This is a genomic window from Sporomusa intestinalis, assembly GCF_055383785.1.
The window spans coordinates 266,174-290,976 of record NZ_AP042390.1 but is presented as its reverse complement, the minus strand read 5'-3'; the positions used below and the strand labels follow the sequence as shown (position 1 = coordinate 290,976).

Here is a 24,803-nt window from a genome sequence, read left to right as displayed (position 1 = left end):
TTGCCTAAGTATACTAAGTATAGTATTCCTCATTATCTAACATTATCAGAAAAAAGTAAAGTCTGGCAGTGGCAAGCCGGCAATTTTTTTTAATAACCCGCACGCTTATCCGTCTAAGCCTGTAATAATGACATTGCCGGCCCCATCAATAATAAACTCCCGCGCCTGGCCGGCCGGCCGGATTATATCGGGGTGATCCCGCAGGCGGGGACTAAGAAAAATCAGTTCCTGATTGGCTGAGCCCCGCAGATACGAGCGGGAGGGCCGGTGGGCAAGATAGGGACCGGCTACCAGCAGGTCTGTTGCCTGCAGCAGCTTATGCCAGTCAGGCTGACCGGCCTGTATAAGCTCCTTATATTCATAACCGGTAAAGACCATTACCGTTAAGCCGTGTTTAATCATAATCGCCGCCAGCTCAGCCAGCGCCGCCGCCTGCAGAAAAGGCTCGCCGCCGGAAAAGGTAACCCCGTCAATGCTGCCGGCTGCCAGAATCCGGCCGGCAAGTTCCGCTGCCGTCACCAGCTGGTTTTCTTTAAGCGCCAGCATCTCCGGATTAAAGCAGCCCGGGCAGCGGCGGCGGCAGCCCTGCACCCACACTACGGCGCGCAGCCCCGGTCCGTTAACGCTGGACGCCGGCAAAAAGGCGGCCATGTTAATCAGGCCGCCCGGCAAACCCCCGGCGCCGGTATTCATCGCCGGCTGTCCTTAACTTTAGTGAGATCATCCGGCTGCTGGTAATACTCAGGCGTCATTTCCCGGACCTTGACCTCACCGAGGGCTTCTTCCAGGGGCCTGGTAATATCCAGGCACTTGCCGCCTTTGGCCCCGGCCACCTTAATATTGACTTTGCCGTCGGCGCCAATCGTTATCTCCAGTTCCTCTTTTTCCATCGTGCACCACCCTTTCCCGCTTAATCGCCAGTCTCGATTTCCAGTAACACCTGGCCCGGACCCGGTTCACCGGCAACCTCGCCCGGATAAGACGCCGACTGGGCCCGGCCTTCCTGCAGCCATTGCCGGAGGTATTGAATATTCTCCCGCTGGGAAACAGACAGCGGCACCTGCCGCTTAAGCGATATCACAATATCCTCGGTGGTAATTTCCCGCATCTGGTCGCTAAAGGCCAGATACATGGCATCAATAATGGCCTGCTCAATCTCAGCCCCCACATACCCGTCCGCTTCCTTCACCAGACGGTTGATGTCGAAGTCGCGGGGTGAGCGGTTCCGCCGCTTAAGATGGGTGATAAAAATTTCCCGCCGTTCCGCCGTATGGGGCAAATCAAGGAAAAAGATTTCATCAAACCGGCCCTTACGCATGAGTTCAGGCGGTAAAGCCGCGATGTTATTGGCTGTGGCCACCACAAAACAGGGCTCCTTTTTATCCTGCATCCAGGTCAGCAGGGTGGCAAAAACCCGCTGGCTGGTGCCGGCGTCGCCTGACCCAAAGGCAAAAGCCTTTTCAATTTCATCGACCCATAAAATGCAGGGGGCGATCGTCTCGGCAATATGCAGAGCCCGGCGGGTTCTGTCCTCCGATTCGCCCACATAGGACCCGAATAAAGCCCCTACGTCCAGTCTGAGCAGCGGCAGCTGCCATAAGCCGCTGATCATCTTCGCCGTCAGGCTTTTACCGGTCCCGGGAATCCCTACCATGGCAATCCCCTTGGGCGCAGGCAGGCCATAGTCGCGGGCATCCTTGGTAAACGCTTTTTCCCGCAGGCGCAGCCAGTCTTTCAACACCCCCAGCCCCCCCACGCTGTCGGCGGTTTCCGTGGCGCTCAGGAACTCCAGCGCCTCGCTTTGGCGGACCAGCTGGGCCTTTTCCTCGGTAATGAGGGTGATGCTGCGGTCGTCCAGGCAGCCGCAGGTAACAATGGCTTTGGAAAATACCCGCCGGGCCTGGCCGGCAGTCATCCCCATCGCCGCCTGGACTACCTTTTCCCGCCCGGGCTCCGTGAGATTGATCTTAACATTGGCCCCCTTCAGCAACCCGTCCAGAACCGCGTCAAGCTCCTCCCCGCTGGGGCGGCGCAGATGGATGATCACGGCTTCGTCCTGCAGTTCGTCCGGAATCTGGCCGGTAGGGGTTGTAATCACGATTGACGTCCGGGTCTGGGTCAGGCGCTGGACCACGCTGCGCAGCTTGCGCCGCACCGGCGGATTAGTCCAAAAATCGTGGAAATCCTTACACACAAAGATTGTCCCGGCATTGTCCATGCCGGTCTTTTCCATTAGATCAAGGGCCACCAGCGGGTCCCTGCACTTTAGATCAAGCGCGGTCCGGCCGGTTAATACCACAAAGCCGTCGGCAACATCCCAGGACAGGCAGGTGCGGTTTTTCTGCTCGCACACGGTTTTAACATGCTCAATAGCCCGTTCCTCCTCCGGGGTTACGACAACAATCAGCGTGACCCGCGCTCTTATATACGTATCAAATTGCTCGGCAAAGTTATCCATATACTCCCGCCCCCTTCATCGCTGTCTCATACCCAGCGTCTGACAACCAGCCGGATCTGGCCGCTGGCATCCTGCTGCTGCTCGACAACATTAAAGCCCTGGCGGTTAACCTGCTGCATAACCGTAGCCAGTGCATACTGCTGCTGGACCTTGGCCGTAAACTGCTGCTCATTTACGCCCTGCACACCAAACCAGTCGGCCACCAGGCTGTAGGTCCCATCAGGGCCCAGAACAAAACCGACATCATACCCCTGCCGCATGCGCACCGCAATATCCGCCGGCGTTTCCTGGCCCCGGTACCCTTTGATCGCGGCGCCCTCTTCCGCCTCATAGCCTAATTCCTTAAGGCAGCTGAGCAGCAGTTCCTTATTCGTGATTTTAGTAGCCACCTGCGTAAAATGTGACATCCTTCTGCGCCTCCTCTAGATAAGCTTAACAACCGGTACATTTGTGGCAATAACCTGGCCGCTGCCGGCCTCGCAGGCGGTTACCGACAGTTGGCCTGTTCCGTCAATGCGAAGCGTGGCCCGGATCGCCGGCTGCCCGGACCGCCCTGGCTGGCCGGTCCTTAATATCAGCGGCTCTTCCCCGTTTACACAGTGGCCGGCCCCCAGTTCCAGCCGGTAGATAAATAAGCCGTACTCCTGCTGGCCGTCATAGCTGGCTTTAATGGACAATTCAGCCACAGGGCCAGCGCTGGGATAAAAAGTGCCGCTGGCTGCCAGCAGCTGATAGCGGTATTGGCCCTGCTCCAGATACCGCACGCCATAGGAGTGCCGGATATAGCCGCAGGCGTCGGTGCCGGCCGCCAGTGACGCCGCCCCGCAGGCGGCAGCGCTAAGCGAATATTGATCATACACAGGGATACCGGCAAAAAACGCCTTGACAACGCTTGGATCCAAAGCCGGCAGCCCGCCGCTGCCGGTCACAACCACACCGGCATACCCGTCCCCGCCATAGCCCCGCCCGGCGGTCTGCCGGAGCGCCTGCTGCAAGAGCTGCTCAAGCTGGGTATACATAGCCAAATCCTGATCCTGACCAGGCTCAGGTTCAATCAACCAGTCACGAATATGGCTGAGTATCCGCAGATGCCGCTCAGGCTCCCCGCCAGCCTCTTTTCCGGCCTGGGCAATCACAACCTCCGCCAGATCGGCCTCCAGGTCAACCACAATAAAACGGTCCTCCGGCTTCACAACCAAACCGGCCCCCCAGGCCGCGGCCCAGGGATGCTCAATCATATCCAGCCGGCTAAACCCGGCCTGCCTCACGGTCCCCTTCAGCCAGTGGCAATACCGCTGCCACAGGGGTTCGGCCTGACAAGCTTCGGCCGGCACCGTAAAGGTGATAACCGCCTCGCTTCCTAACCCCAGAACCTGACTGGCACGGCGGATGACAGCTGCTAAATAGTCCCTGGCCATATCCTGTCGGCAAAGCCAGCGGCCGCCGGCAGGGCCAAAAACCCGTTTGCCTGTAATTACATCAAGCTTTAGCTGGCTGTATACCAGCCGCTCATCAACCACGCCACTCAGTTTCTCCGCCGCCTCCTGTCCGACCAGACAGACCGCCGGCTCCTGCTCATACACCAGCAGCGAGGGAGCGGCGTAAACGGTTGTGCCGCCACGCCCCTGGCCGGCACGAATTGGCCGCGTAATCGCCGGCACATACAGGGTTTCCGCCTGCCGGCTGCTTTGCCGCCAATAGGCCGCAACGGTATAGGAATGACCAAAATCAATTGCCAGCCTGCCTGCCATCTCGTCCCCTCCCCGGCCTACAGCCTAATATCATACCGGAACTTGCTGTCAAGGATGGTCTGTAAAAACGCTACCGCCCGGACGGACTCAGGCGCAAGGTCCGCTGCGGCCAGCAGCCGCCCGGCATGGTGCCAGTCGGCATGAGTGGCCTGGGCCAGCGGTTTGACCAGCCGCAGCTGCCTTATCGCAATGCTGCGCTGGCCGGGGTTATCGCTGGCCGCTAACGCGCCGTCAGCGCTAATCGCCAGCAGCCGGCCGGCCGCCGGCAGGGCCCAGAGCAGCCGGCCGCTCGCTGTTTGCCAGATTTTTAGTAACCCGTCGGCCCCGGTGCTCACCAGGTAATTCCCATCCCCGCTCAGCTTGAGAGCCTCTACGGCCCCGGTGTGGGCCGCCCAGCACCGGTTGTCCTGTTGGCTGCCTGTTAATGCATACAGCCGGATAATACCGTCCCGGCCACCCCCCACTGCCAGTCTGTGTTCAGCGCTGACCGCCGCCGCGTGAAACCAGTTGCCGGGATACTGCCCCTGAATTGTCATATAGGCCCCATCCCATTCCCAAACCCGGGCGGCTGTCAGACCACCGGCACAGGCGGCAGCAAGAATGGTGCCGCCCGGACCGGTGGCCATTGCCGTCACCAGCCCCGGCTGCCCGCTCACGCTGCCGGCCCATTTCACAGCCGGCAGCTGCCAGATATGGACCTTGCCTTCCCGCCCGGCCGTGGCCAGATAGCGGCCGTCGGCGGTAAAGGCAGCGGCCGTAATCGCTTCGGCATGGAGATCCACGGTCCGCCATATCTGCGGACTGCCCAACTGCCACAGCCTGAGCCGGCCGTCACAGCCCCCGCCGGCCGCCAGCCGCTTGTTGGGATGAAACGCCATAGCCTCAATAGCGCCCTGATCCGCCGCCAGGTCGGTAAGCGCCCGTCCGTCAGGAACAAATGCGTTTTTGCCGGCCCGGGGACAGGCCGCAAGGCTTTTCTCCCAGTCCGGCTGCGCCCAAGCCCCGGGCTGCCAGCCGGAGCTGCGCAACAGCAGGGTAATCTCGGCCGCCCACTGGGCCGGCGCCCGGAAGACCAGCCGGTGCAATTCCGGCCAGCGCTGCTGGCCGGCAAGCAGATCCAGCAGCGCCTCCCAGTCGGCAGCGGTGATTTCCTCATATTCCTCCTGGCCAGTGCCGGTGAGGAGCAGCCCTGTCAGCAGCAAACCCTGGCCGCCTTGGCGGGCCGCGGCCAGAAATCGCCGCCGTTCCGTTACCGCAGCCTCACGATAGCCCCGGGTCAGAAGCGGCCGGTCTTCCTGCCAGTCCAGAGCATAATATTTATCCCATTGCCCGGTAACAGCGTAGTACAAAGCCGCCCGGCTGTCATTGGCCGGTGCGTAACAGGCCATAACCGCCCAGGCCTGCAGCCGCTCATTCTCCGGGTCGGCCAGGACAGTTTCACATACGGTATCAATGGCCTGCCTGTCCGTCAGGGTTAGAAGCAGGCGCCGGGCAAGCCCGGCGATGCCCCGGTCGGGATCATCGACAGCAGCTAACAGTTCCGGCACCAGTTCAGTTCCCTCGGCCAGCATAACCCTGTCAGCATTCGTTTTCAGCACGGTCAGCAGCCTTAGCCGGAGCGGCTGTGCTGCCAAATACCCGGCTTCCAGCAATATTTCCTCAAGTTCGGGTGAACGGCTCTTAGCCCATTCGCGGCAAAAGGCATCAATCGCTCCGCCGTCTGTCAGCCGGCAGAGCACAGACCGGGCCCTGGCCGCCAGTGGCGGTTCGGCCAGCGCTTCCACCAGAGGCTGAATCACCTCCGGTCCCATGCCGGCCGGAATATGCAGCTGACCGGCGCTGAGCGCCGCCCACACCCGGTCCCGGGTTTCCCGGTCCGCTTCGGCCTGAGCCGCCTCGCTGGCCGCCTTCTCCGCCTCAGACACGGTGCTGCCGTCGGCCTCTGACCGGATTTTAGCCATAATGCGCCAGATAATATCGCGGATATTCTGGCGCTCCCCGGCAGCCAGCTGTTCGGCGATAACGGCTTCCGCCAGTTCTTTGAGTTCAGCCACATATTCGCTGGGATATATCCAGGCTAGCTGCCGTAAAAATTCTTTATCGTCATCACGAAGCGCCATCTTCTCACCGCCCGCAAAGGTTGTTTAATATTCCAGCTCCTTCGCGCTGACCCGTTTGCGAAACATCCAGTAAACCCAGCCCTGATACACAAGTACCACCGGCACCAACGCCACAGCGGCCACCGTCATGATTGTCAGTGTGTACTGGGAAGAGGCTGAATTGGTAATTGTCAGGCTCCAGGCCGGATTAAGGCTTGATACCATCAGCCGGGGGAAAAGGCCCCAGAAGAAGGCAATCGTTGTCAACATGACTGTCAAACTGCTGAAAATAAAGCCTAAGCCGAAACGCTGCCTGTAGGCCGCCCCCAGGGCTGCGACAAACACAGCCACCGCTCCCCACAGGGCAATACCGGCCCCTGCACTGGCAAACAAATCGGTGCGGCTGTAAGTCATGCCAACTAACAGCAGACAGAACACCGCGGCGAGAACGCCGGTCTTGATTGCGGCCTGCCGGGACCGCTTCACCATATCCCCCTCGGTTTTGAGGGTCAGGTACAAAGCGCCATGAAAGGTGAATACCAGGAAAAACGCAACCCCGCCTACCAGGGTGTAGGGACTCAGCAAATCAAAAAATGTCCCCACATACTGCATATCCGCATTGATCGGCACCCCCTGGATCAGGTTGGTCACCGCTACTCCCCAGAGGACGGCCGGTACGGCACTGCCGATAAATATCATCCAATCCCAGGTACTGCGCCAGGTCCGGTTCTCATCCTTGCTTCTAAACTCAAAAGCAACGCCCCGGACAATCAGCGCCATCAGCATGAGAAACAGGGCCAGATAAAAACCGCTGAATAAGGTTGCATATACGTGGGGAAAAGCGGCAAACATAGCCCCGCCGGCGGTAATCATCCATACCTCATTGCCGTCCCATACCGGACCGATCGTATTGATAATCACCCGGCGCTCGGTATCCTCTTTCCCCAGGAAAGGCAGCAGGATCCCGACCCCATAATCAAAGCCCTCCAGAAAGAAAAAGCCGATAAACAGCACCGTAAGCAGAATAAACCACAGCACACTTAGCTCCATAATGTCGCCCCCTTCACTGCCGGTTGTTTGAGCTGATCACTTGTTATTCCCGGTCCCAGGCGGACAAATTTCCGGATTAGATATACAGCCGCCGCTGCCAATACGGCATAGACCAGAGTAAAGCCCACAAGAGAAATCCAGATACTGGCCGCGCCAACTGACGGCGACACAGCCTGCTCCACCCGCTGCAGCCCGAAAACGATCCACGGCTGCCGCCCGCCTTCGGTAACAAACCAGCCTGTGGAATTGGCAATATAAGGGAGCGGCAGGCTCCACAGCACCGCTTTCAGCAGACCGGGCCTGGCTTCCAGCTGGCCGCGCCACCAGAAGAAACCGGCGGCCAATACGACCAGCATCATAATCGAACCGGCGGCCACCATGATTCTAAAACTCCAGAATACCGGCGTGACGGCAGGCACGTAATTGCCGGGGCCGTATTGTGCAATATACTCCTGCTCGATGTCCTTGATCCCTTTTACGGCCGTATTGGGATTATTATTGGCCAGCAGCGACAGCAGGCCGGGAATCTTCAGTTCGGCCGTGTTGGTCTTGTTTTGTTCGTCAATGATGGCGGCGATGGCAAAAGGTGCCGGCTTAGCAGTGTCCCACAGGGCCTCGGCCGCCGCCAGCTTCATCGGCTGGGCCTTGGCCATAAACTGGGTCTGGGCATGACCGCTGCCCATTAACAAAAACAGACTGACAACTGTCCAGACCAGTCCCAATTGAAACGAAGCCCGGAAAAAGTCCAAATGCGTTTTCCGGATTAGGTGATAAGCACTAATGGCTAACACGAAGATACCGGCCGTCACAAAGCCGGACAGAACCGTATGGGGAAATTGATAAAGTACATAGGGATTAGTAATAAGTGCAACAAAATCGGTCATCTCGGCCCGGCCATTGTTAATGACATACCCTACCGGCGACTGCATAAACGAGTTGGCTGTTAAAATCCAGAAAGCCGATAAATTAGTCGCCAGCGCCACAATCCAAATGCTCACGGCATGTAATACCTTCGGGATGCGGTCCCAGCCAAAAATCCAAAGGCCAATGAATACGGACTCCAGATAAAAGGCCGTAAGCGCCTCCATCGCCAGGGGGGCGCCAAAAATATCCCCCATAAACCGGGCGTACTCAGACCAGTTCATACCAAAATGGAACTCCTGAACAATACCTGTGACCACACCCATAGCAAAGTTGATCAGGAAAAGTTTTCCCCAGAACTTAGTCTGCTGCTTGTACATTTCATTACCGGTGCGGACATAGATAGTTTCCAGAATAGCTACAATCAGCGACAGCCCCAGCGTCAGCGGGACAAAGAGAAAATGATAGATTGTAGTTATCCCGAACTGCCAGCGGGACAAAATGAGTTCTTCCATTTGCCTACCTCCTGATAGATTTATTTGCTTTTAGCAGCCAGGGCTGCAAAAGTAACACTGGCTAAATCAGCCGCAAACCGGTCCTGAATACCGGCCAGCGCCTGATGGACCGGACACTCCTGGCCACAATTGCGGTTACAGGCTTTGCGGTCGGCCAGGCAGCGGTGAATGCCCAGCGGCCCTTCCATCGCGACAATCACATCATATAAAGTGATTTCTGCCGGCGCCTTAGCCAGGGAAAATCCCCCCACCACACCGCGGAATGATTTTACCACGCCGGCGGCAGCAAGCAGCCGCATAATCTTCTGGAGAAACCGGTGCGGGATATTTTGCCTGTCAGCAATAATAACACCACTGACCACCTCGCCCGGCGGCAGCCCGGCCAGATACAGAACGACCCGGAATGCATAGTCAGTGGCCTGATTCAACTGCACAATGGCACCACCTTCTAGTTGTCATAATAAATCAATACTGAACTGGTATAGTATTGATTTTATTGTACTGCTAAAACCTAAATAATGTCAATAGATATTATTTGAAAAATCTTATTACTAAAAAATAATTCGCTATAAAAATATAGATATATATTCTTGACCTTGTTTTTATTTGCCGGCCCCCCCGCTGCAGCAGGTGCCGCCGGGTACACCGGCACCACCTGGCAGCAGTGCCGGCGCCTGATTGGCTCCTTATCCCCGCCGGCCGGCCGTAGTCCAGCCGGCCAGACGCTTAACCACCGCCGGCGTAAGCATTCCCGGTCCCAGCCGCCAGCCCCAGTTCTCCCCCACCGTGCCCGGCGTATTCATGCGCGCCCGGCTGTCCAGGCCCAGTACATCCTGCAGGGGAATTATAACCGTATTGGCCGCACTGAGATAGGTCAGCCTGATAAGCTGTTCACACACCCCCGCCTCGCTCCAGTCACTGCCCAGCTGCAGCCGTTGAAGGTGGGCCAGCACAACCGCTCTGAGCTGGGGGTCGGTGCCGGCCAGCTTTTGATACCAGCCCAGCAGCGTATCATTATCATGGGTGCCGGTATAAGCAACCGTATGATAACCGGTATTATGGGGAAAATCCGGGGCTGCCCCGCCGCCGCCAAAGCTAAAGGGCAATACCTTCATGCCGGGATAGCCAAAGCGGTGCTTAAGCCGGTTGACGCCGGGGGTGATCACCCCCAGGTCCTCGGCTACCAGCGGCAGCTTGCCCAGGTACTGCTCCAGCACGGCAAAAAACTCAGGCCCCGGTCCGTCCACCCATTGGCCATGTACAGCCGTCGTTTCACCGGCCGGAATCTCCCAGCAAGCCTCGAAGCCCCGGAAATGGTCAATCCGGACAAGGTCCACCGCCTTGAGCAGCCCGGTGAGGCGCTGCCGCCACCAATGATAATCGTCCTTGCGCATCTGTTCCCAGTCATACAGCGGATTGCCCCACAGCTGGCCGGTAGCACTGAAATAATCGGGGGGAACACCGGCTACCTTGGCAGGATTGCCGCCCGCATCCAGCTGAAATAACCGGGGATTGGCCCAGACATCGGCACTGTCATGAGCGACAAACAGCGGCAAATCGCCAAACAGGCTTATTCCCTGGTCATTGGCGTAGGTTTTCAGCTCCTGCCACTGCTGCCAAAAGACAAACTGCAAAAACCGTTGATAGGCAATCTCTTCCTCCAGCACCTGCCGGTAATACTCCAGCGCCGCCGCTTCCCGGCGGCTGATATCAGGGTCCCACTCCGGCCAGGCTAAGCCGCAGAAATGTTTTTTCAGCGCGGCAAACAGCGCATAGTCGTCCAGCCAAAAAGCGGCATCGTCCAGAAAGGCCTGATAGGAGGCAGACTGGGGCTGGTGCCGGAAGCGGTCAAATGCCAGCCGGCAGATTTTTTCCTTCCACAGCTTCACCCGCGCAAAATCAATGCTCTGCGGGTCAGAATGTCTAAAGCCGCCATAAGGCAGCTCAGCTTCCCGCAGCCAGCCGGCGGTTACCAGTTTCGCCGGGGCGATCAGCAGGGGACTGCCGGCAAAAGCGGACAGGCACTGGTAGGGCGACTCGCCAAAACCAACCGGGTTAAGGGGCAGGAACTGCCACAGCTGCTGCCCGGCGGCCGCCAGAAAGTCGACAAACCGGTAGGCTTCCTGCCCTAAATCGCCAATACCGAACGGTGACGGCAGCGAAGTCGGGTGCAACAATACACCGCTGCGGCGCTTAAGCTCCTTGCCGGCCGGCGCCACCTGGCCCAGCAGCAGGCAGCCGGACAGCGGCGGCAGTGTCCTTTCCAGCGGGCCGTGCTCAGGCAGCCACACCTTTTCACCTGACAAAACATCAGTTACATAAGCCTGATCGGCAAACCAGGTGCCGCCATCCATACGGATGGCAGCCGGCTCCTTGCTGTTACGATTGAAAATCATAATCGCCGTATTGTCCGCTTCCAGATCGCCAAATACATCCTGACCGCCCCGGATACGCCGCCCATAGCCATAGACGTCACCCTCAGCCAGTAAGGGCAGCCACTCACCGGTCCTAAGCACCGAATACTGACGGCGCAGCCCTGTAAGCAGCCGGCACCAGGCCAGCAGCTCCTGGTCCTCCCGGCCCCAGGGGAAGGTCCGGCGGTTTAAGGGGTCCGTATACCCCTCAACCCCGGCCTCATCACCGTAGTAAATGCAGGGAGCGCCCGGGAAGGTCAGCAGCCACAGCATTACCAGGCGGAGGCGGGCCAGCCCCAGCGCCCGCGCTGCCGGCTCCAGCCGGTGCTTAAAAGCAGCAAGCTTGCTCTGCGACTCCTCCGGCGGCGCCTCGGCCAGCAGGGTTACTATTCGCGGCACATCATGACTGCCGATAATATTCAAATTGGCATAAAAGTTTTCCCGGGGATAATTCTCAAATAAGCTGAACAGGGCCCGTTGCGCCGCTTGCGCATCACACCAGCCGAGCATAAAGTCCAGGACGATCTTGCGAAAGGGATAATTCATTACCGCATCCAGCTCCGCGCCGTTAAAATACTGCCGCAGTTCGCCATAGGCCACTTTATGGGACGCATCTTCCCACACCTCGCCAATCAGAACCGCCTCCGGATCGGTTGCCTTTAAGGTCTGATAAAATTTTTGCAAAAAAGCCGCCGGCAATTCATCAACAACATCCAGCCGCCAGCCCTTAATCCCCAGTGCCAGCCACTGCCGGAGCACACTGTCGGCCGCATCAATGATAAAATTCTGATAGGACAAATCGTTTTCGTTGACATTGGGCAAGGTGCCAATGCCCCACCAGGATTCATACTGCTCCGGATAATCGGAAAATTTATACCAGGAATAATAAGGGGACTCGGGGGACTGGCAGGCACCGACGCTGTCATAGGTATTGTCCTGATTAAAGTAGATGCTGTCGCTGCCGGTATGGCTGAACACACCGTCAAGGATAACGGCTATCCCCCGCGCCTTGGCCTTGGCGCACAATTCAGCAAACAGGGCATTATCCCCGAACATCGGATCAATTGTTTTATAATCAGCCGTATCATACTTGTGATTCGAAGGCGAGGCGAACACAGGATTGAAATAGATGGCGGTTATTCCCAGGGACTCAAGATAGGGCAGCTTGGCAATAACCCCGGCCAGATTGCCGCCAAAGAAATCATAGGCCAGGATCGCCCCGGTATCCATATCCCGGGTATATACCGGCGTGTCCTGCCAGTCGGCGTGGAGCAGGCTGCCTGGCCGGGGATTCAGAATTTGACCTTGAGGCAGGCCGTTATGGAAGCGGTCAACAAAAATCTGATAGACGATGGCATGCTTGAACCATGTTGGCGTCACCGCCCCCGGTTTATAGATGCTGATTTGATAGGACGGCGGCGGCGAATCGGTAATCCGGCCCACACCGCCGGCCTCTTCCGCGTTGTTGCCATAATAAAAGGTTTGGCCCCCTTGCCTGACGATAAAGTAATACCAGACAACCCCCGGCACAGCCGGTGCGGCCATTACGGTCTGATAAAACTGCTGACCGCCCTGTTCCGGGACGGGAAGCATCGTGGTTACCGTTTCCCCGACCCCGTCCTGCCACTGCCGGAGGACCACCGACTCTACCGGCGGCACCCGGTAGTTCCGCGGTATGGTCACCAGCAGTCTTAACGTAACCTCTGTATGACAAGAAACAGCCCCAAAGGGGCTGCGAAACTCCGGATTGTGCGAGTCGTGCAATATCCAGTACTGATTCATGCCGTCACCTCCATCATTAACTTTCCCGAATGACGACTGGCTTAATCCCCCAGATGCCAATCGCATATTCCGCTACGGTACGGTCACTGGCAAAACGCCCGGAAAAGGCGATATTATTAACGGCCATGGCCTGCCACCGGCTTGGGTCGCGGTACAGGCAGGCCACTTTTTCCTGGGCGGCCGCATAACCGGTAAAATCCTTGAGCACAAAGTACTCGTCATTTGTGCGCAGCAACGAATGATGGATACTGTGAAACTCATCCGGGCTGACCGGCAGAAAGCCGTTCATCAGCTGGTCGACCACCAGGCGGAGCCGAGGGTTGCCCTGATATACCTCCAGGGCGTTATAGCCGCCGTTTTTGTAATAATTCAGCACCTCAGCCGCTGTCAGACCAAAAATGACGATATTATCCTCGCCCACCTCATCGCGAATTTCGATATTGGCCCCATCCAGGGTACCAATGGTAACAGCGCCGTTCATCATAAACTTCATATTGCCGGTGCCTGACGCCTCGCGGCTGGCTGTTGATATCTGCTCGCTGACATCTGCAGCCGGTATAATCAGTTCTGCCAGGGACACACTGTAGTTTTCCAGAAAAATCACCTTGATCCGGCCGCCGATCGCCGGATCATTGTTGATTACCTGCGCCAGCGTGTTAATAAACTTGATAATGCGTTTGGCCAGATAGTAGCCGGTAGCCGCTTTGCCGCCGAAAATAAAGGTGCGCGGCTCAATATCGACTGCAGGGTCAGCCTTTAGCCGGTTGTATAAATCCAGGATATGCAGCGCGTTCAGGGTCTGCCGCTTGTACGCGTGAATGCGCTTTACCTGCACGTCAAAAATGGAATTAACATCAACCGTTATTGCCATTTTGTCTTTGATATAGGCAGCCAGTTTGGCCTTATTGGCCTGCTTGACAGCCTTAACAGACGCCTGGAAGGCCGGATCATGGGCATAACGCCGAAGATTGGCAAGCTCATTGGGACGGGCCAGCCAGCCCGAACCAATCGTTTCCGTAATTAAGGACGCCAGTCTGGGGTTCGCTTTGGCCAGCCAGCGCCGGTGGGTCACGCCATTGGTCTTGTTGGTAAACCGGTGCGGGAAATACTGATGAAAATTACTCATAACCTCTTTTTTCAGGATCTCGCTGTGCACCTCGGCCACCCCGTTGACACTGTGGCTGCCCACCACCGCCAGGTTCGCCATGCGGACATGGCAGTCGCCAATTATGGCCATTTCCCGGATGCGTTCCCACTGGCCGGGATATTTTTTCCAGAGGGCGGCGCAAAACCGCTCGTTAATCTCATGGATAATCATGTACATTCGCGGCAATAAGGCCTGCACCAGGTCAACCGGCCACTTTTCCAAAGCCTCAGGCAAAATCGTATGATTGGTATAAGAAACCGTCTTGCAGGTGGTGTTCCAGGCCTCATCCCAGCCCAGGCCCTCTTCATCCATTAAAATCCGCATCAGCTCGGGAATGGCCAGGGCCGGATGGGTGTCATTTATGTGGATGGCAATTTTCTCATGGATTCTGGCCAGGTCGGCCGGGGTGCTGCCGTGGGTCCGCTTATAGCGGCGGACAATACTCTGCAGGCCGGCTGATACAAAGAAATACTGCTGCTTGAGGCGGAGGGTTTTCCCCTCCGGGTAATTATCATCAGGATACAGGATCTGCGAAGTCGCTTCCAGGGAATATTTTTGTTCAACAGCCTTTAAAAAGTCACCCTTGCTAAAAGAAGACAAATCAAAGTGGTTGGTTTCGGCACTCCATAATCTCAGGGTGTTTACCGTATTGCAGTTGGCGCCCACCACCGGTACATCATAGGGAACAGCCAGTACCGGCTCATAGTTTTCATGGATCGCCACCAGCCGCCCGCCTTGCGCCTCCAGCCGGACCTGACCGCCGAACTTTACGGTTACGGCCCGGTCAGCCTTGCGCATTTCCCAGATATAGCCGTCCTTAAGCCAGTTATCAGGCAGCTCAATCTGATAGCCGTCAACAATTTTTTGCTCAAACATCCCATGGCGATAACGTATCCCGCAGCCATGGCCGGGTAATTGCAAAGAGGCCATCGAATCCAGGAAACAGGCCGCCAGGCGCCCAAGCCCGCCGTTGCCCAGGCCGGCATCCTGCTCCACCGCCTCCAGTTCGCTCAGGTTAATGCCTAATTCTTTAAGCCCCTGCTCGCAGACATTAGTCAGCCCCAGATTAAACAGGTTGCTGCCTAACAGCCGTCCCAGCAAAAATTCCATAGAAAAATAATAGACCTGCTTTTCCTTCGTCGCCCGGTACTGCCTGTTGGACTGGTACCAGCTTTTGCTGATAATCTGCCGGATTAAGGCACTGAAGGCCACATATTTATCAGTCGTGGAAGATTCATCCAGGCTTTGTCCGAACAGGGTTTCCAGCCTTTCAATAAAAGCTTTTTTGAATTCCTCTTTAGTTTTAAACATCGTAAACCCCTCCCCTCATCCGCGATGGTCTCATCCTGCCCCGGCCGGCATCAATCCGCCACTAACTGGTACAGGGCCCGGTATTCCCCAGCGGAGTGCTGCCAGCTATTGTCGGAACGCATGGCATTTTTAACTAGCTTAGCCCACTGATTCCGGTCTTGGTATAACCGCACCGCCTCTTCAATGACCTGCAGCATCTCATGGGCATTATAATTTATAAAGGCAAAGCCATTGCCGGTGCCTGTTGCCGGATTAAACGGCGTAATCGTATCCTTTAAGCCGCCGACCTGCCGGACAATCGGAATACTGCCGTACCGGAGGGCGATCAACTGGCCGATACCGCAGGGCTCAAACCGGGACGGCATAAGATAAAGATCAGAGCCGGCATAAATTCTGTGAGCCAACGCCTCCGAAAAAGTAATATTGGCCGACACTTTCCGGGGATGGCGGCGCGCAGCATCAGTAAACAGCTGCTCAAAGCGGGCCTCACCTGTCCCCAGCACCACTAACTGGACATCCAGGTTCAAAATCTCTTCCATAACATGAGCGATAAGATCAAGGCCCTTAGAGTCAACCAGCCTGGAAACAATCCCCAGCAGCGGGATTTGTCTGTCTACAGGCAGGCCTAACTCAGCCTGCAGCTTGCACTTGTTTTCCAGCCGTTTTACAGTCCCCCGCCAGGTATAGTTGGTATAGATGGCAGGGTCCTGGGCCGGATGATATATTTCATAATCGATGCCATTGACAATTCCATACAGGTCAGCCTGGCGTTTAGCCAAAAAGCCATTGAGCTTTTCCCCGAAATACGGCTGCTGAATCTCCTGCACGTAAGACTTGCTGACAGTTGTAATACAATCACTAAAGGCCAGACCGCCTTTAAGAAAGTTTACCTGGCCGTAAAACTCCAGACCGTCTTCTGTGAACACAGTAGCAGGCAGGCCAAGCAGGTCGCCCAGAATGTCAGCGGGAAAAATCCCCTGATACATAAGATTATGAATAGTAAACATGGTTTTTATGCCCGCATACGCACTCCGCATCAGATACTGCTGCCGCAGCATCGCCGGCAGCGGCCCGGTCTGCCAGTCATGGCAGTGAATAATGTCAGGCCGGAAGCCTAAGTGGGGCAGCCCCTTGAGCACCGCCCGGCAAAAGTAGGCAAACCGTTCGGCTTCGTCGTAATAGCCATACAGCTGTTCCCGCTTGAAATAATACTCATTATCGACAAAATGCCAGGTAACCCCCTGATATTCCAGTTCATACAAGCCACAATACTGGCGGCGCCAGCCGACAGGAACCGTAAGGGTTGCGGTCCGGGTCATATTTTCCGTGAACTCTGCGGGAATCGAGCCGTATTTAGGCAGGATAACCCGGACGTCCATCGCCTGCTTTTTAAGCGCCTTGGGCAGAGACCCGATCACATCGCCCAGGCCGCCGGTTTTAGCAAATGGCGCTGCTTCCGATGCCACAAATAATACCTTCAGCATACTAAACCACTGTTCCTTTGCCAATTACAACCGGGTGGTTCAGCTCGCCTTTGAGCCGCTTGCCTGCTGTAATTTTTACATCTTTATCACAAATAACGTTTTCTAACACGGCTCCCGGCCCGATTTCCCCTTTTTGCATGATAATGCTGTTAACAACGCGGGCCCCTTTATGCACTTTTACTCCCCGGAACAGGATGCTGTTTTCGACCTTGCCGGCAATAACGGAGCCATTGGCCACTAAGGAATATTGCACGGCTGCATCCTGCTGATATTTCGCCGGGGCTTCATCTTTCACCTTAGTATAGATAGAACCGTTGGCAAAAAAGAGTTCCTGCCACACCTCCGGGTTTAGCAGTTCCCGGCTGTGTTCGAAATACCGCTGCACCGAGTTTACGCAAGCCAGATAGCCGCCAAAGGGGTAGCCGTACATTTTGAGGTTGGTCAGGTTTTTGATAAAACAATCGCGGGCTACGTTAGTCCCGCCCCGGGACATGCTGGCATCAATCAGATCAATCAGCAGCTGGCGGTCGATAAGGTACATTTCCAGCGACAGCTTATTGCTGCGCGGATTGACAGGACAAATCTCCATGTCAATAACCCGGCCGTCACTATCTGTTTCCACCATGGTTGCCTGCGTTAAGCGGCTGATGTCGCTGCTGTCATATTCTTTGTACAATACCGTGATATCCGCTTTTTTTTCCGTATGGAACCGGTATACGGGCTCAAAATTAATATTGCAGACCATCCGGCTGCCGGCCAGCAGAACATAGTGCTGACGGCTGCATTTGATATAGTCCAGATTATTGAAAAAGTCGGCTAAATCGTTGGGAAAGGCCCCCTGTACCTGACCGGTCTGCAATGAGGGCAAAATAAACAGGCCATCCTTTTTGCGGGCCAGATCCCATTCTTTGCCGGAACGGATGTGATCCATCAGCGAACGGGAATTGCCAACCGCCAGTATGCCGACATTGGTAATACCGGAATTGATCAGATTGGATAAAATAAAGTCAATCAGACGATAGCGCCCGGCAAACGGGATCGCGCCCAGCGGCCGGTAGCCGGTAATTTCCCGGAGCAATTCGTCGCTTTCATGTAAATTAATCAGCCCCATAATATTCTTCAATAAACTTCCCCTCCTAACTGGTATATTGCAAGTGCTAAGGCCGGGCCAGCAGGGCATTGCGCCTGATTTTGGTTTCGCTGCTGATTGTCAGGTTATCACCAATTAGGGTGATACCCGAAAACCAGCGGCTTACTTCCTCCCCGGCCGCGGCTTCGGAGCCAAGCTGAGCTCCGGCCTCGACCACTGATTTTCTGCCTAAAATAGCTTTAGAGACAATACTGTTGGCTCCGACAAAGGCATAGGGCATAATGATGGAATCTTTAACCCTGGCCCCGGCGCCGATTGTTACGCCGGGAAACAATACGGAGTTCTCCACCTCGCCGTACACCTTGCAGCCCTCGGTAATCATTGAGCAGGCTACTTTAGCCGTGGCGGCGACAAAATGGGGCGGCTGGGCGGGATTGACCGAATAGATGCGCCAGTCGGGATCATACAGATCAAGGGCGGGCTCATCGCCCAGCAGGTCCATATTGGCCTCCCAATAGCTCTCTACCGTGCCGACGTCCTTCCAGTAGCCGCTGAACCGGTAGGCAAATAAACGCTCGCCGCCGGCCAGCATCTGGGGTATGATATTCCGGCCGAAATCATGGCTTGACAGTTCACTGACCGCATCTGCTGTTAAATAAGCCCGCAGCGCCGGCCAGCTAAACACATAGACTCCCATGGAAGCCAGATTGCTTTTCGGTTTTTTGGGCTTTTCCTCAAACTCGTCAATCCGGTCATCCGCCGCCGTATGCATAAGGCCGAAACGGCTGGCTTCCGCCCAGGGCACCTTAAATACGGCAACAGTGGCATCGGCCTGCTTGTTCTTATGATAATCAAGCATCAGCGAGTAATCCATTTTATAAATATGATCGCCTGACAGTACCAGCACAAAATCCGGATTAAACATTTCAATAAAGTTGATATTCTGGTAAATGGCGTCAGCGGTGCCCTTATACCATTCCCCGCCTTTTTCGCGGACATAAGGCGGCAGGACATAGACGCCGCCGCTCCTGCGGTCAAGATCCCACGCACTGCCAATACCGATATAAGAATGAAGAGCCAGCGGCTGATATTGGGTAACCACGCCTACGGTGTCAATGCCGGAATTGTAGCAATTGCTCAGGGGGAAATCAATAATCCGGTATTTCCCGCCGAAAGGCACTGCGGGCTTGGCAAGCTTTTTGGTCAGCACACCCAGTCTGCTGCCCTGGCCGCCGGCTAAAATCATCGCTACACACTCTTTGTTACGCAAAGTGTTCCCCTCTCTCTATTATCATTCTCTTTATTTTTTCTACGAATTTTGCGTTTGGCAGCAACCGGCTTCAGGTACACTGCCGCCAGCGGCGGCAGTGTCAGGACAAGCGAGTGGGCTTGCTGCTGCCACGGCTCGGGTTCAGGCTTCAGCTTGCCGGGATTGCCCTGCCCCGATCCGCCAAAGGCGGGATTATCACTATTGAATTCCTCAAGATAGTAATCAGCCGCCGGCACCCCGATCCGGTAACCGTGCCTGACGACCGGCGTAAAATTTAACACCACAATGACCCAGTCGCCGTCTTTTTTGCCTTGCCGTTTAAAAACAAGCACGCTCTGCCGGCGGTCTTCACAGTCAATCCAGGAAAACCCGTTCCAGTCGTAATCATTTTGCCACAGGGCCGGATTAGCCAGATAAAAGTGGTTAAGGTCCCGGACATAGTTATGCAGTTTGCCATGCATATCATATTCCAGCAGATGCCAGTCAAGGCTGTCCTGGTAATTCCACTCAATAAACTGGCCGAATTCGCCCCCCATAAACAGCAGTTTTTTGCCGGGATGGGCCATCATGTAAGCGTAGAAGGCGCGCAGGTTGGCAAATTTCTGCCAATAATCGCCAGGCATTTTATTTAATAAGGATCGCTTGCCATGTACTACCTCATCGTGGGACAAAGGCAGGACAAAGTTTTCCGAAAATGCGTACATGAAAGAAAAGGTTAACAGGTTATGATGGAACTGACGGTGTATAGGCTCAAGTTCCATGTAGCGCAGCATATCGTTCATCCAGCCCATATTCCATTTAAAGTTAAAGCCAAGGCCGCCGGCAAACGTAGGCTTGGTAACCAGGGGCCAGGCCGTGGAATCCTCGGCAATCATCAGGGCTTGCGGATAACTGGCGAAAACGGCCTCATGCAGGCACCGCAGAAACCGGATCCCCTCCAGGTTCTCAGTGCCGCCCTGGCGGTTAGGCGACCATTCCCCCTCCTCCCGTCCATAATTCAGGTATAATATATTGGCGACAGCATCAATTCTGAGGCCGTCTATATGATAAACATCCATCCAGAATATGGCATTGGAGATCAAAAAGCTCATGACTTCAGGCCGGCCGAGATCAAAGTTAAGCGTACCCCAGCCGCGATTCTCGCTGCGGCGCTCATCGGCATATTCATAGAGAGTGGTGCCGTCAAAACGGGCCAGGCCATGAGCATCTTTGCAAAAATGACCAGGCACCCAGTCTAAAATAACGCCAATACCCTGTTGATGGCAATAGTCAACAAAATACATAAAATCCTCCGGTGAGCCATAACGGCTGGTCACCGCATAATAACCGGTTGCCTGATAGCCCCACGAACCGTCAAAAGGATGTTCGGCCACAGGCAAAAGCTCAATATGGGTGTAACCCATGCTTACGGCATAACCGGCTAAAGCCGGCGCCAGCTCCCGGTAGGTCAGGCGCCGCCTGTCAGGGCCCAGTTTCCACGAGCCTAAATCAACCTCATAAATATTTATTGGCTGCTCATAAGCGGACTGCTTGGCCTTCGCAGCCTGCCACTGTTCATCCTGCCAGGCATATCTGCCCAGGCTGGCCACCATCGAGGCTGTTTTCGGCCTGATTTCGGCAGCAAAAGCAACAGGATCGGCTTTATGCAGAATCTCTCCCCCGGCGGTTACAATCTCATATTTATAGATGTCACCAGCCTTCAGCCCGGGTATGAACAAGCCCCAGATGCCGCAGGTGCTGATTTTCTCCAGCAGATGGCGGCGGCCGTCCCAGTTGTTAAATTCACCAATAACCCCAACCCGCTGCGCATCAGGCGCCCATACGGCAAACCGGACACCTGACAGACCGTCAACTGCGGCCACATGTGCCCCCAGCAGCTGATAGCTGCGGTAATTGGTCCCTTCATGAAACAAAAATAGTTCCTGATCACTCATCCACGCCGTATTCATGCAATTCCATCCTTTATCAGCTAATTGTAAAATGATGGCAACATTTTTTGATAACGTTCGCTGCCGGCATGGAAAATTCCTGTTAGCTAATGGTAATTTTCCTAAACTGCTGCCATTTACCCGGCAAGACTTACCTGTTTTTGCGCTTCACCGGGCTCTGGCTGCCGTTTGGCGGTTACCTCAATAATTCCGTCCCGGTCGCTGCCGGCAATTTCTTTACCTACTACCGTATTGGCGGTAACAATGGCCCGGTTGACGAACGCGCCGCTTTCAATCCTGGCCTGAGGCATCACAACCGAATCTTTAACCCGGGCTCCGGGGCCAATATAAACCCCTGGAAAAATAACCGAGTTCTCCACCTCTCCCAGCACAATGGCGCCGCCGGCCATTAACGAGCAGCGTACGCTGGCCTCAGGGCCGTGGTAATGAGGGGGCAGGCTTACGCTGGGCGAATAAACAGGCCACTCATCACCAGTCAGCCTGATTTTGGGGTTATCCCCCAGCAGGTCCATATTGGCTTCCCAATAACTGTCCACTGTGCCAACATCCTTCCAATAGCCATGAAAGCGGTACGCCTGCAGGCGCAGCCTGGCAGCCAGCATGCCGGGAATGATATCCTTGCCAAAATCATGACACGAATCCTGTTGCGCGGCATCAGACAACAAATATTGTTTTAACACTTTCCAGGAAAAAATATACACACCCATGGAGGCCTGATTACTTTTGGACTGACGGGGTTTTTCCACAAAATCCGTAATTCGTCCGCCCGCTGCTGTTTCCACAATGCCAAACCGGCTGATCTCACTCCAGGGGACCTCAATAACGCCAATCGTGGCATCCGCCTGGCAGAGCTTATGATATTCAAGCATGGCGGCATAATCCATTTTATATACATGGTCACCTGACAGCACTGCCACATAGTCGATCTCATACTGTTCAATAAACTCTATGTTTTGAAATACGGCATCGGCGGTTCCCGCATACCACTGGCGGCCTTGCGCCCGGGCGTAAGGCGGCAAAATATGCACGCCGCCGTCACGCCGGTCAAGGTCCCAGGCGCTGCCGCTCCCGATATAGCTATGGAGTGCGAGCGGCTCATACTGGGTCAGGATACCCACTGTATCAATGCCGGAATTGTGGCAATTGCTTAAAGTAAAATCGATAATGCGGTATTGGCCGCCGAACGGAACCGCAGGCTTGGCCAACGCCCGCGTCAGTTCCCCCAGCCGTGTTCCCTGCCCCCCGGCCAGTATCATGGCAATCCATTCTTTATTCCTCATATGCCCCTCCTCGAAAAGTCGCCCAAATAGCAGATATACTACTGTATGCAAGGAGGGTATTGCCTAGAACCGGGCCGGCGCACTTTTTTTCCTGGTAGAAAGGTTAACCGCCCCTGGCTAAGGGCAACAACGGCTTCGGCTTTCGCAACGGCTCGGCGCAAGCCGGGTTTTCTTTATCCGCCCAGTATAAGGCGCATTAATATAAGTCAAAGGCGCCGTTTCTACAAGCTGCAGAGCGGCGCCTCAGACTATATATAGGGGAGAGAGATAACCTCATCAGTATTTCCAAGCCCATTATACCTAAAATCCCGCTCCCCTTTGTTAAATTGCAGTTAAGTATTTGTTAATTCCGCCCCCGCCTCACGGGGGCGGTTCGCTGGCGTTAAAAATCAGCCAGTTGCCTTAATCACCGCTTAGTATTTTCTGGTGGATTCGCAGTATCTTCTGCCCATAGGTTGTTCCGGGAACAGCCCACTTGCCGTTCAGGTCGGTCCAGGTACGGGCCTGGCCAAAGTTTCCCGTCCGTTTGACAAGCTCATAGCGCGGATCGACGATTGCCAGCGCCGGCGGCCTGGTCGAAGCATAGGCCAGCAGGTGCTGGATCTGGGCCCTAACGCCGATTTGCGCCGTCGGAAACCAGGCGCCTTTTACCCCGCCCCCGGTTGTACCGAGCCCGCAATAATTATTCTGCAGCGGTAACACATCACCGCCATAGCGAAAATGGCCGGTCTCATGGATCGCCTGGGCCAAAGCCACATCAGGCCTGATTCCCTCCCGGCGGCTTTCCTGATAGAAATACCGGACAAGCTGCTCGACCGATACGGTCAGCAAGGGCATGTACCCCCGTTTATGCAGATAGGCAACACACTGCGCCTCTGTCGCCAGCGGTTCGCCCATAATTGACAGATCCACAACAGACGGGGTTTTCAGCTCAACCGGCAGCGGAGACGCCGCAGCCGGTTGCGGAAACAGCAGCAACAGCCATACAAGGAAAAACAAACAGATCACCTCAAATGATGCCTTGTCAATTGTACAACGGCCTATTTCGTAACTGTCTACCTGTATATTATACGCCTTTGCAGACCGGGTGTAAAAGGGGTTGCCGGGATTATAACTTTTCCTATTCGGGACACAATAACCCTCGGAGGGATGTCAAATGAACGAAGTCGTATGTATGAGCTGCCATAATTGCCTGCCGGACGATTTGTCTGCCTGTCCCGGCTGCGGCAATGAGATTATCTTAGCCGGTGATAACAAAAATGTAATCGACCGCTTACAGCCCAACTGTCTGATTCACCGTTATGAAGGTTCGGACTTGTTAGAACCTGCTGTTATCCTTAAGGAAACAAAGCTTAATTGCAAAGTTGCCACCAAGCTCAAAGAATACGCCAAGCCGGTAACAATCCCCAAACTCAAAGTATATGCCTTTGATCAAAAAATTCTCGGCACAATTCAGGCTCTCAGAAACGAGCGTTCGGCGACTATCCACCGGTATGACCAGCTTATTAAGACGCACTGGCAAAATTTAAAGCAATATTAACCGTGGTTTCTGACACACTGCCATTAACGGGCTACCTCATAATACTGCAATAATTCACTCACCGTTACCAGCTGGTAGCCAGCGGCCTGCAGCTTGTCAATAATAATAGGCATGGCCTGCGGCGTGGGCAGCGGATACTGGCCGTCGTGCATAAGGATAATGCAGCCAGGCTGCACCTGATCAAGCACTGCCTTCACCACGAGGTCCGCCGGCCCCTGCCGCCAGTCACCGGTATCAACTGACCAGAGCACGGTCGTGTAACCCCGTTCCCGCGCAAACGCAACAATACCATCGTTGTACGCCCCGTCAGGCGGCCTAAACAATGTCGGTTTGGGGGCAACCGGCTGCAGCACGGCTTCCAGCCGTGCGAACTCATCAGCTACCTCGGCCGCGGTTAATCGATTCAGACGTTTGTGGCTGTAGGCATGAGACGCTATTTCATGCCCGTCCGCCACTGCCTGGGCAACGATTTCCGGGTGAGCCTCGGCATTGGCCCCTAAAACAAAAAAGGTCACTTTGACCTGCTTCTCCTTCAACACCTTTAATATTTCCGGTGTTGTTTTATAATGGGGTCCATCATCAATACTAATTGCCACAACCTTGTGGGTAGTTGGTATTTTTCTGATCACCCGGCTGTTATCATCAAACACATGGACAGCCTGATACAACACACTGCACATTAGACCGGCGGCAAGCACTGTAATACTAAAAAAGCTGCGGCGCAACCCATTCTTTCTGTCCATAAGAGCCCCCTCCAGATAAAGCTTCTTCTTGATACTACGCCTGCAGCCTGTAATATATG

Annotated in this window: 19 protein-coding genes; 1 reads left to right on the top strand and 18 read right to left on the bottom strand. The window is 55.2% G+C overall.

Annotated elements, in window-relative coordinates:
• Positions 1–105: 105 nt before the first annotated feature.
• The 17 genes from ACZ481_RS01350 to ACZ481_RS01270 form a co-directional block, all read right to left on the bottom strand.
• The gene (locus ACZ481_RS01350; protein ID WP_464768410.1) at positions 106–693 is read right to left on the bottom strand and encodes a 4Fe-4S single cluster domain-containing protein; all 588 of its coding nucleotides are present in this window, start codon (positions 691–693) and stop codon (positions 106–108) included.
• On the bottom strand, positions 690–890 hold the full coding sequence (locus tag ACZ481_RS01345; RefSeq protein ID WP_464768409.1) for a DUF2997 domain-containing protein: 201 nt from the start codon (positions 888–890) through the stop codon (positions 690–692). The genes ACZ481_RS01350 and ACZ481_RS01345 overlap by 4 nt, the downstream gene beginning before the upstream one ends.
• Positions 891–910: 20 nt before the next feature.
• Positions 911–2,458, bottom strand: coding sequence for an AAA family ATPase (locus tag ACZ481_RS01340; RefSeq protein WP_464768408.1), 1,548 nt, complete (start codon positions 2,456–2,458; stop codon positions 911–913).
• 26 nt (positions 2,459–2,484) lie between these two features.
• Complete coding sequence (locus ACZ481_RS01335) at positions 2,485–2,865, bottom strand: DUF1257 domain-containing protein (RefSeq protein ID WP_464768407.1); 381 nt, start codon at positions 2,863–2,865, stop codon at positions 2,485–2,487.
• A 15-nt stretch (positions 2,866–2,880) separates the two neighbouring features.
• Positions 2,881–4,209: a hypothetical protein gene (locus tag ACZ481_RS01330; protein WP_464768406.1), complete on the bottom strand. Its 1,329-nt coding sequence runs from the start codon at positions 4,207–4,209 to the stop codon at positions 2,881–2,883.
• Between the two features lie 17 nt (positions 4,210–4,226).
• Positions 4,227–6,329 carry a WD40 repeat domain-containing protein gene (locus tag ACZ481_RS01325; RefSeq protein WP_464768405.1) on the bottom strand — a complete coding sequence of 701 codons (2,103 nt, stop codon included), beginning with the start codon at positions 6,327–6,329 and terminating at the stop codon, positions 4,227–4,229.
• 24 nt (positions 6,330–6,353) lie between these two features.
• On the bottom strand, positions 6,354–7,358 hold the full coding sequence (cydB, locus tag ACZ481_RS01320; RefSeq protein WP_464768404.1) for a cytochrome d ubiquinol oxidase subunit II: 1,005 nt from the start codon (positions 7,356–7,358) through the stop codon (positions 6,354–6,356).
• Positions 7,349–8,734: a cytochrome ubiquinol oxidase subunit I gene (locus ACZ481_RS01315; RefSeq protein WP_464768403.1), complete on the bottom strand. Its 1,386-nt coding sequence runs from the start codon at positions 8,732–8,734 to the stop codon at positions 7,349–7,351. Before ACZ481_RS01315 ends, cydB begins: the two co-directional genes overlap by 10 nt.
• 20 nt (positions 8,735–8,754) lie before the next feature.
• The gene (locus ACZ481_RS01310; RefSeq protein WP_464768402.1) at positions 8,755–9,168 is read right to left on the bottom strand and encodes an RrF2 family transcriptional regulator; all 414 of its coding nucleotides are present in this window, start codon (positions 9,166–9,168) and stop codon (positions 8,755–8,757) included.
• Positions 9,169–9,420: 252 nt separating this feature from the next.
• Entirely contained in the window at positions 9,421–12,930 is a 3,510-nt protein-coding gene (locus tag ACZ481_RS01305) for a bifunctional glycogen debranching protein GlgX/4-alpha-glucanotransferase (protein WP_464768401.1), read from the bottom strand.
• A 16-nt stretch (positions 12,931–12,946) separates the two neighbouring features.
• Positions 12,947–15,388 carry a glycogen/starch/alpha-glucan phosphorylase gene (locus tag ACZ481_RS01300; RefSeq protein WP_464768400.1) on the bottom strand — a complete coding sequence of 814 codons (2,442 nt, stop codon included), beginning with the start codon at positions 15,386–15,388 and terminating at the stop codon, positions 12,947–12,949.
• Between the two features lie 50 nt (positions 15,389–15,438).
• Positions 15,439–16,872: a glycogen synthase GlgA gene (gene glgA, locus ACZ481_RS01295; protein WP_464768399.1), complete on the bottom strand. Its 1,434-nt coding sequence runs from the start codon at positions 16,870–16,872 to the stop codon at positions 15,439–15,441.
• A gap of 1 nt (position 16,873) precedes the next feature.
• A complete protein-coding gene (glgD, locus tag ACZ481_RS01290; RefSeq protein ID WP_464768398.1) occupies positions 16,874–17,995 on the bottom strand; it encodes a glucose-1-phosphate adenylyltransferase subunit GlgD in 1,122 nt (373 codons plus the stop codon).
• A gap of 34 nt (positions 17,996–18,029) precedes the next feature.
• Positions 18,030–19,232 carry a glucose-1-phosphate adenylyltransferase gene (locus tag ACZ481_RS01285; protein WP_464768397.1) on the bottom strand — a complete coding sequence of 401 codons (1,203 nt, stop codon included), beginning with the start codon at positions 19,230–19,232 and terminating at the stop codon, positions 18,030–18,032.
• A complete protein-coding gene (gene glgB / locus ACZ481_RS01280; RefSeq protein WP_464768396.1) occupies positions 19,211–21,181 on the bottom strand; it encodes a 1,4-alpha-glucan branching protein GlgB in 1,971 nt (656 codons plus the stop codon). Before glgB ends, ACZ481_RS01285 begins: the two co-directional genes overlap by 22 nt.
• 116 nt (positions 21,182–21,297) lie before the next feature.
• Positions 21,298–22,461 (bottom strand): glucose-1-phosphate adenylyltransferase, encoded by a 1,164-nt coding sequence (locus ACZ481_RS01275; protein ID WP_464768395.1) that lies wholly within the window; start codon positions 22,459–22,461, stop codon positions 21,298–21,300.
• A gap of 402 nt (positions 22,462–22,863) precedes the next feature.
• Positions 22,864–23,460 (bottom strand): glucosaminidase domain-containing protein, encoded by a 597-nt coding sequence (locus tag ACZ481_RS01270; RefSeq protein WP_464768394.1) that lies wholly within the window; start codon positions 23,458–23,460, stop codon positions 22,864–22,866.
• 157 nt (positions 23,461–23,617) lie between these two features.
• Here ACZ481_RS01270 and ACZ481_RS01265 point away from each other — a divergent pair, with 157 nt between their 5' ends.
• Positions 23,618–24,001, top strand: a complete 384-nt coding sequence (locus ACZ481_RS01265) for a hypothetical protein (RefSeq protein WP_464768393.1) — start codon at positions 23,618–23,620, stop codon at positions 23,999–24,001.
• A 23-nt stretch (positions 24,002–24,024) separates the two neighbouring features.
• Here the strand turns inward: ACZ481_RS01265 and ACZ481_RS01260 are convergent, their stop codons facing one another.
• Positions 24,025–24,681 (bottom strand): polysaccharide deacetylase family protein, encoded by a 657-nt coding sequence (locus ACZ481_RS01260; RefSeq protein ID WP_464770556.1) that lies wholly within the window; start codon positions 24,679–24,681, stop codon positions 24,025–24,027.
• Between the last annotated feature and the right edge of the window lie 122 nt (positions 24,682–24,803).

Coding starts and splice junctions, on each gene's coding strand:
- ACZ481_RS01350 (WP_464768410.1), bottom strand. CDS start 693: ATGAATACCGGCGCCGGGGGTTTGCCGGGCGGCCTGATTAACATGGCC.
- ACZ481_RS01345 (WP_464768409.1), bottom strand. CDS start 890: ATGGAAAAAGAGGAACTGGAGATAACGATTGGCGCCGACGGCAAAGTC.
- ACZ481_RS01340 (WP_464768408.1), bottom strand. CDS start 2,458: ATGGATAACTTTGCCGAGCAATTTGATACGTATATAAGAGCGCGGGTC.
- ACZ481_RS01335 (WP_464768407.1), bottom strand. CDS start 2,865: ATGTCACATTTTACGCAGGTGGCTACTAAAATCACGAATAAGGAACTG.
- ACZ481_RS01330 (WP_464768406.1), bottom strand. CDS start 4,209: ATGGCAGGCAGGCTGGCAATTGATTTTGGTCATTCCTATACCGTTGCG.
- ACZ481_RS01325 (WP_464768405.1), bottom strand. CDS start 6,329: ATGGCGCTTCGTGATGACGATAAAGAATTTTTACGGCAGCTAGCCTGG.
- cydB (WP_464768404.1), bottom strand. CDS start 7,358: ATGGAGCTAAGTGTGCTGTGGTTTATTCTGCTTACGGTGCTGTTTATC.
- ACZ481_RS01315 (WP_464768403.1), bottom strand. CDS start 8,734: ATGGAAGAACTCATTTTGTCCCGCTGGCAGTTCGGGATAACTACAATC.
- ACZ481_RS01305 (WP_464768401.1), bottom strand. CDS start 12,930: ATGAATCAGTACTGGATATTGCACGACTCGCACAATCCGGAGTTTCGC.
- ACZ481_RS01300 (WP_464768400.1), bottom strand. CDS start 15,388: ATGTTTAAAACTAAAGAGGAATTCAAAAAAGCTTTTATTGAAAGGCTG.
- glgA (WP_464768399.1), bottom strand. CDS start 16,872: ATGCTGAAGGTATTATTTGTGGCATCGGAAGCAGCGCCATTTGCTAAA.
- glgB (WP_464768396.1), bottom strand. CDS start 21,181: ATGAATACGGCGTGGATGAGTGATCAGGAACTATTTTTGTTTCATGAA.
- ACZ481_RS01275 (WP_464768395.1), bottom strand. CDS start 22,461: ATGAGGAATAAAGAATGGATTGCCATGATACTGGCCGGGGGGCAGGGA.
- ACZ481_RS01265 (WP_464768393.1), top strand. CDS start 23,618: ATGAACGAAGTCGTATGTATGAGCTGCCATAATTGCCTGCCGGACGAT.
- ACZ481_RS01260 (WP_464770556.1), bottom strand. CDS start 24,681: ATGTGCAGTGTGTTGTATCAGGCTGTCCATGTGTTTGATGATAACAGC.